Origin of the sequence: Methanomethylovorans sp., from assembly GCF_041305605.1 — an archaeon.
Lineage (GTDB): Archaea > Halobacteriota > Methanosarcinia > Methanosarcinales > Methanosarcinaceae > Methanomethylovorans.
In genome coordinates this window covers 1-7,055 of sequence record NZ_JBFYLB010000034.1, presented here as the reverse complement: position 1 = coordinate 7,055, position 7,055 = coordinate 1, and the positions used below count along the sequence as shown (strand labels likewise).

The 7,055-nt window shown below is 39.5% G+C and carries 7 protein-coding genes; 6 read left to right on the top strand and 1 reads right to left on the bottom strand.

Features of this window, described 5'->3' with window-relative positions; translation table 11 throughout:
* Positions 1-212: B12-binding domain-containing protein (locus ACCM36_RS02380; protein WP_370572116.1), on the bottom strand; the 212-nt coding region annotated here is incomplete at its 3' end.
* Between the two features lie 310 nt (positions 213-522).
* Between ACCM36_RS02380 and ACCM36_RS02375 the strand changes: the two genes are divergently transcribed.
* From ACCM36_RS02375 to ACCM36_RS02350, 6 genes are all read left to right on the top strand, one after another.
* Entirely contained in the window at positions 523-2,565 is a 2,043-nt protein-coding gene (locus ACCM36_RS02375; RefSeq protein ID WP_370572115.1) for a histidine kinase dimerization/phosphoacceptor domain -containing protein, read from the top strand.
* A 20-nt stretch (positions 2,566-2,585) separates the two neighbouring features.
* Complete coding sequence (locus tag ACCM36_RS02370) at positions 2,586-2,996, top strand: response regulator (RefSeq protein WP_370572114.1); 411 nt, start codon at positions 2,586-2,588, stop codon at positions 2,994-2,996.
* 92 nt (positions 2,997-3,088) lie between these two features.
* Positions 3,089-3,874: a helix-turn-helix transcriptional regulator gene (locus ACCM36_RS02365; protein WP_370572112.1), complete on the top strand. Its 786-nt coding sequence runs from the start codon at positions 3,089-3,091 to the stop codon at positions 3,872-3,874.
* 98 nt (positions 3,875-3,972) lie between these two features.
* Positions 3,973-4,953 carry an alanine dehydrogenase gene (gene ala / locus ACCM36_RS02360; protein ID WP_370572111.1) on the top strand — a complete coding sequence of 327 codons (981 nt, stop codon included), beginning with the start codon at positions 3,973-3,975 and terminating at the stop codon, positions 4,951-4,953.
* Positions 4,954-5,400: 447 nt separating this feature from the next.
* Positions 5,401-6,318: a hypothetical protein gene (locus ACCM36_RS02355; protein ID WP_370572110.1), complete on the top strand. Its 918-nt coding sequence runs from the start codon at positions 5,401-5,403 to the stop codon at positions 6,316-6,318.
* Positions 6,319-6,417: 99 nt separating this feature from the next.
* Positions 6,418-6,678, top strand: a complete 261-nt coding sequence (locus ACCM36_RS02350) for a hypothetical protein (protein WP_370572109.1) — start codon at positions 6,418-6,420, stop codon at positions 6,676-6,678.
* Positions 6,679-7,055 lie beyond the last annotated feature (377 nt).

The following is a 7,055-nucleotide window of genomic DNA, read 5'->3' as shown; positions in this document are numbered from 1 at the left end:
GCACCTGCTGCCATCATAACATGAGGTAAGAACAGCTTGCCTCTCTCGAACATCACTCCAACTTCGTTCATACCTGCTGCAAGACCTTTCTCAATGATCTCAGCAGGTGCGATTCCCTGGCCTTTTGCCTTGTTCACAGCAGCGATCACTACATCCTTTTTACAGGAAATGATCGCATCTGAGAGTTCCTTGAACATCTCTTCTTTGCTCATGATTTTGCCTCCTTGTTAACCCAGTCTGACTTATTGAGAGTTTCACGGTGATCAATAAGCATAGATTATTCTCTTCGATGAGGCGCTATATATCATAATCCGAATGAAATGCGTCTATTGCAGCGTAATTTTAAAATCAGTACATAATATTGCTCTTAAGTACATGCATTACAATGATGTTGTAATATTACAATAGCATTGTAATCTTGATTACCGGGGATTATAAGACAGAATTAGTCATAGGATGTTATAAGAGCAGTTGTGTAATAGTCTGATATTCCGGATGCAATTAAAATCGATACGATCACTCATGAAATGGAAAGATGTTTCTCTTAAGGTCAAATTAATTCTGTATATAGTTGCAGGTGTGCTACTGGTGCTTGCCAGCACAACTGCCATGATCATTTCCACAGTGACCACTCAGGAAGAAGCACTTGCATATCAACAGGCAATTCAGATGGCAAAAAGCTATGCCAATGAGTTCAACGGTGATATGGAAGTAAATCAGGCTATCGCAAAAACAATAGCCACCTCCATGAGCAATTATGATTCATCTGACAGAGCTGAAGTAAACAATATGCTGCGTGAAATACTTGTCAGCCATCCTACATTGCTGGGTACATATGTAGCATATGAGCCAGATGCTTTTGATGATCAGGACAGCTTCTATGTGAACGCTTCAGGGCATGATGCAACCGGCCGGTTTATACCTTACTGGAACAAAATGAAAGGACCAATTGAGCTTCATCCGCTGCTTTATTACGATACGTCCGATTATTACCAATTGCCAAAAAAGCTGCAGACCGATGTGTTAACCGAGCCTTATTACTATGAAGGTGTTTTCATGGTAAGTTATGTGTCTCCCATAATGAAGGATAGAAAGTTCATAGGTATAGGAGGTGTTGATGTTTCACTGTACTACCTTGATGACATCCTCAGCAATGTGAAAGCTTTTGACAGCGGTTATGCTTTCATGACAGGTAACACTGGTATTCTTGTTTCTCATCCTTATAACAAACAATGGATAGGCAACAGAACACTATACGATTTTGGCATACCTGAAATATCGAATGCCGCAGATGAAATAAAACAAGGCAAAAGCGGGCATGTGGAAACCATAGATCCAAATACCGGCAAAATAGTTGTCATGTTCTATGAACCCATACGTACAGGCAATTTCTCTTTTGTGCTTGTAGTCCCAAAAGATGAGATGCTCGCAGGAGTCACAGCTCTGCAGACAAAATTACTGTTCATCTCGATGGCAGCTGTAATTTTTATGGGCCTGGCTGCTTATTTTACAGCTCTTTCAGTTACAAGGCCCATTAACCAGATCGTAGATGGCTTTAAAAGAATTTCTAATGATGCTGTGAATGGCAAGCTTGACACCCGGGCAAAAACCGATGTTGATATTGATTTTAGAGAAATACCACAGGGTTTGAATGAGATAATGGATGCTGTCATCACACCTGTCAGAGATACCATCCGGGTGACAAATGCACTTGCCAAAGGACAACTTGACACACGGTCCAAACTGGATGTGCAGGGAGAGTTCAAGCAGCTTGCGGACACACTGGATAACTTTGCCGAATCCCTCGATACCATGATCAAGGATTCCAATTCCGTACTGACCGCTGTGCAGAACAATGATTATTCACATAGTATACAAGTGCATGGCGAAGGGGATTTCAGGATACTCACGGAGGGCATAGACAGGACGCGTGAAACACTGGATGAGATGATGACCGAACGCAGGCAGATAGAGCAGATCCGTAAAAAGGAGATCCATCACCGCATAAAGAACAACCTGCAGGTGATCTCAAGTCTTCTTGACCTGGAATCTGATAAGTTCCAGGATCAAAAGGTAATTGAAGCCTTCAGGAACAGCCAGAGCCGGGTAATATCCATGGCTTTGGTGCATGAGGAACTGTACAAATCCGAAGACATGGAGAGCATTGATTTTTCGGATTATATCATTAAACTTGTCAATGACCTGTCCCACTCCTACATGATGGATACAGGAGACATCAACATTCGGATACACATAGATGCTATTTTTCTGGACATGGATGTGGCCATACCTCTTGGTATGATAGTCAATGAACTGGTTTCCAATTCATTCAAACACGCTTTTAGTCCAGGAGATAAAGGGGATATTCTTATAGATCTGAGCTTTGATGGTGACAAGTTCACACTGGTGGTATGCGATAACGGTGCAGGGTTCCCTGAAGAAGTGAATTTCAGGGAAACGGAGTCATTGGGGTTGCAGCTGGTGACCACGTTGGTTGACCAGATAGACGGGACCATAGAACTTAAGGGAACTGAAGGTACGAGGTTTACAATAACCTTTAAATAAATTGAGAGCAGGTGAGATTTGTGGAAGAAGTAAAAATTTTGATAGTAGAAGATGAGAATATAATCGCTTTGAACATAAAGAAAAAATTGAAGAGTTTTGGTTATGCAGTGCCTGCTATTGTCTCTACAGGTGAGGAGGCTGTTAAAATGACTGAGATCATTTTACCCGACCTTATCCTTATGGATATCATGCTCAAAGGAGATATGGATGGGGTGGAGGCTGCAGAAGAGATCAAAGAACGATTTGATATTCCTGTTATTTATCTTACAGCTTACTCTGACGACAAGGTGCTGGAAAGGGCAAAGATAACGGAACCTTATGGATATATTGTGAAGCCTTTCAAGGCTATAGATCTGCGTTCCAATATCGAAATGGCACTATACAGGCATAGTGTACAGAAAAGTACGGATAAGGAAAGAGTTTCATGCTAGGGGAGTACATAATTCAATGTTTGGTTTTTGTACCATGCACTCCTTATGATCAGAACAGGATAAGATTAATAGTATATTATAGTGAGGGATAAATGCAGGCTTCCCTGATAGACACCATGCTGAACTCTGAAAAGAGAAAGAATCTCCTGCTTCTGCTTATGGAAGGGGAGAAAGACCGTGACCAGATCAAGACAGCCCTTAATGTCACTTCTACTGCTATTATTCCCCAGATCAAGAAACTTAAAGAGGCAGGTCTTGTTATTCAGGAAGATGACAATTATCGTCTTTCCGATATGGGTCAGGTGCTGGTTGAGAATATGCTTCCTTACCTCAATATTGTAGAGGTTTTTGAGGAGAATGGAGAATACTGGTTAACTCGTAATCTTAAGGGTATACCCTGGCCTCTTTTGAAAAGACTTGGAGAACTTGGAAATTATCTTCTTATCGAGCCGGATCTCAATTATCTTTTTGAGTTCCCCAGGGAGTTCAGGGAAAATATATTCAAATCGGATTTCGTTATGGCTTTTACCGCATACTTCCATCCGGAATATCCAGCCATCTACTCAAAACTTGCGGAACAGGGAGTTAATGTTTCCCTTATACTTACGCCTTCTGTTCTTGAAAGACTTCAAAAGGACTACGCTGAACAGATGGAAAAAATATCAGTCTACGAGAACACAGAGATCTTTGTAACGGATGAGATATCAGGGTTAGCCACTATCGTGACAACTGATCGTTTTTTATTTTTGTGTTTCTTCAACAAGAGCAGCCACTACGACCACCGTATTATTATGAGCTTCGACCCGCGAGCTTTGCAGTGGAGCCAGGAACTATTTCGAAATTACCAGGAGAAAGCTGACAAGTTGAGCTTGGGATGAGATTGACAGGATGCAATGACCCGGTCCTGTTGAATGCCAAACCTTTTTACTCATGCATACCAGAAATATGGCAAGAAATTTGCGTAAGTGATGTTTCTATGGATGTGCTATGGCTTGATCAATCTGATGTGCAGAGCTTGCTGGACATGCAGTCCGCAATAGAGGCAGTGGAAAAAGGTTTCAGACAGCATGGGCTTAAAAAAGTGCAGATGCCTGCTAAATCGTATCTCTATTTTGAAAAGCATAACGGGGATCTGCGTACCATGCCAGTGTATATGGAAGAGGAAGATATTGCCGGTGTGAAGATAGTAAACGTGCATCCCGATAACCATGAGAAGGGCCTGCCCACTGTCATGGCAGTGATCGTACTAAATTCTACACAGACCGGTGCACCTCTTGCTATCATGGACGGGACATTCGTTACGGATATGCGCACAGGTGCTGCCGGAGGCGTAGCCGCAAAATATCTTGCCAGGAAGGATTCGCATGTTATCGGCATGGTAGGAGTAGGAGAGCAGGCTCGTACCCAATTACTTGCCCTATCCCGGGTAATGGATATACAGGAAGTGAAGCTGGCTTGCAGGAACATGAGCCACTGTGATCATTTTGAGAAAGACATGAGCCACTTGATTAGTTGTGACTTCCTTAAGAAGAACAATATAAAGGATGTGTGTGACTGTGATATTCTGGTAACCACTACTCCTGTAAGGGAGCCGGTTGTCAGGTCTGAATGGGTGCGTGAAGGCACGCATATCAATGCCATAGGAGCGGATGCAAAAGGCAAGGAAGAACTGGACCCACAGCTATTGCTACGTTCCAAAGTGATAGTAGATGATATGGTGCAGGCTTCTCATTCCGGTGAGGTGAATGTACCACTGTCAAAAGGCCTGATCACCGAAAAGGACATCTACTGCGAGCTTGGAGAAATAGTGGCTGGCATCCATCCCGGAAGAGAGTCGGACGATGAGATCACGATCTTTGACTCCACAGGGCTTGCAGTGCAGGATATAGTCACTGCCAATTTGATATACCAGAAAGCTCTGGAACAGGGTATAGGCCAGGATATAAGGATGTTTTAACAGAATTGCTGATGGAATACCCCACTGAAAAACCGCTCATAGTCGAAACATACAGAGAAGCCAACAGGCTCTCCTAAGAGCTAAAAGAACTCGTCATCTCCCGCAAGATCGCCATCATTTCAAACAAGAACAAGATGAAGCATGATAATGTAGTCTAATAATGGTAGCTATGGAAAAATGAACATCTGAACTCTGCGATAAACAACATTATTGAAGTGTCCCATTACCCATAGGAGAGAAAACAATGGACAATACAGAATTGACTGATAAAAGGCTATAAAATTGTATATGATCTTACTAAAAGCAGATGTTTAATAGAAAGTCTAATGAAAACATGCATAAACGAGCGGTTCATATTCAAACCTGAGAAAAGCGAACAGTGGGTTAAAAATTAAACTCCTTCAAGAAAATGCAGAAAAAAAGAAGCTTTGATGGAGATTATGTAAAATGTCAAATATTGAAAATAAATTTAGTATTAGAAATTTAGAGTCAAACCTAGAAAGAGCCCCATGCTTATGCAATATTGTTGGGTATGACAATATAATTAAGGAAGCTCAGTTAAACCAAGAAAATCTAGGTATTATAGCAAGGACATTTGGTACTACGAATTATATATATCAAAGTTACCTAGAAAGCCTATTCAAAATTATAAATGACTACCAAATAACATATCCCAATCCCACTAGAAAGCTCAAAGAAGATCTTTTGAATCCAAATAAAGATGATTCTACATTGACTGAAATAGAAGTAACCGCTAAACTAGCACCTTATTTTAAAATAACACCGGAAGAGTGTCCAATATCTGAATCCAAATCAAATTTAGATTTGCTAATTGAAGATAAGAATACTAGGGAAAAAGCCCTAATTGAAATAGCTACATCGTTTTATGATTATGAAAGCCATGTTAATCCAGATGGAGAAGCGCATATAGGATTCTTAGGAGGTAAGGGGGGACAAGGATATAAAATAAATAACGCTTTAGACAGAAAACTAGGACGACAATTAAATACTTTTAGAAAAGAAGTCGAAATTGGAAATACTCCATTGAAATATCCATTAATAATACTGTTTAAAAATGATAGTCCTTTAGGAATGGGAGATTTTGACAAAAACCACATATATGCTGGACTTTATGATAATTTTTCAATTAAAGACCATGACGAGAAGATAGTTTACAGACAAACTGGATTCTATCACAAAGAAAATATTGAATTCATAAGCAAAATAGGCGTTTATACACTTCAATTCGATAAAAAATACAGTACATTTGGCAGATTCTATGAACCAATTAAAACACCTCAACACAAAATGAGTTCAGAATTTGAGAGAAAACTCGAAAATATACTATTTGACTGCATAACATAGCCGTTTCATGAGCGATAACCCGATCCGCCAAGTAAAGGAAACCAAGGTACAGCTCAATGTTACTTTATTGCCAAATTATGAAAGACATGAGTGAGTAAAATGAGTGAATACGAATTACCCGACATTCAAAAGAAAGCCCTGGATAATTGGATAATGTTAAATATAGTCCCACAAAAAACATCAAATAAAAATTACACTAGTTATGCGCTTAAAAATTTATTTGAACAATCACCTGATGGTTTCTTTATCACGAACAAGCAGTTTAAAGAAGCGATGGTCAGATGTGATTTCGTACCTGTAAATAAAAATAAATTAAATTGGGAATTCCGAATTTCCCTGAAATCTCCAGGGTTGAAATAATCTAAATGAAGTTATAAACCAAACGACTCTGTAGAAATGTTACTTTTGCTTTTATTTTAACCTAATAATTTAAAAAGGATAAATCCCCTGAGTATTACTTCCCACAGAAACACAAAGGGGATGATCGTATTTTGTTCCAGATTGAGAATCTGGAACTACCATCAAATTTAGATATATTGTTCAAATGAGCATTTCTATAGAGCCGAAATGTAATCAAAAATTTGATTATATCTAATTTATTATTTTTTAAAAAAGATTATATGTTATTTTTACATAAAATATTAATACTAAATACGTTCAAATTACAGGTACTTTTCATAATTAGCATCAATGAAGTAAGGTGACAAAATGGACAAAATGATTCGGATGGTAGGCGG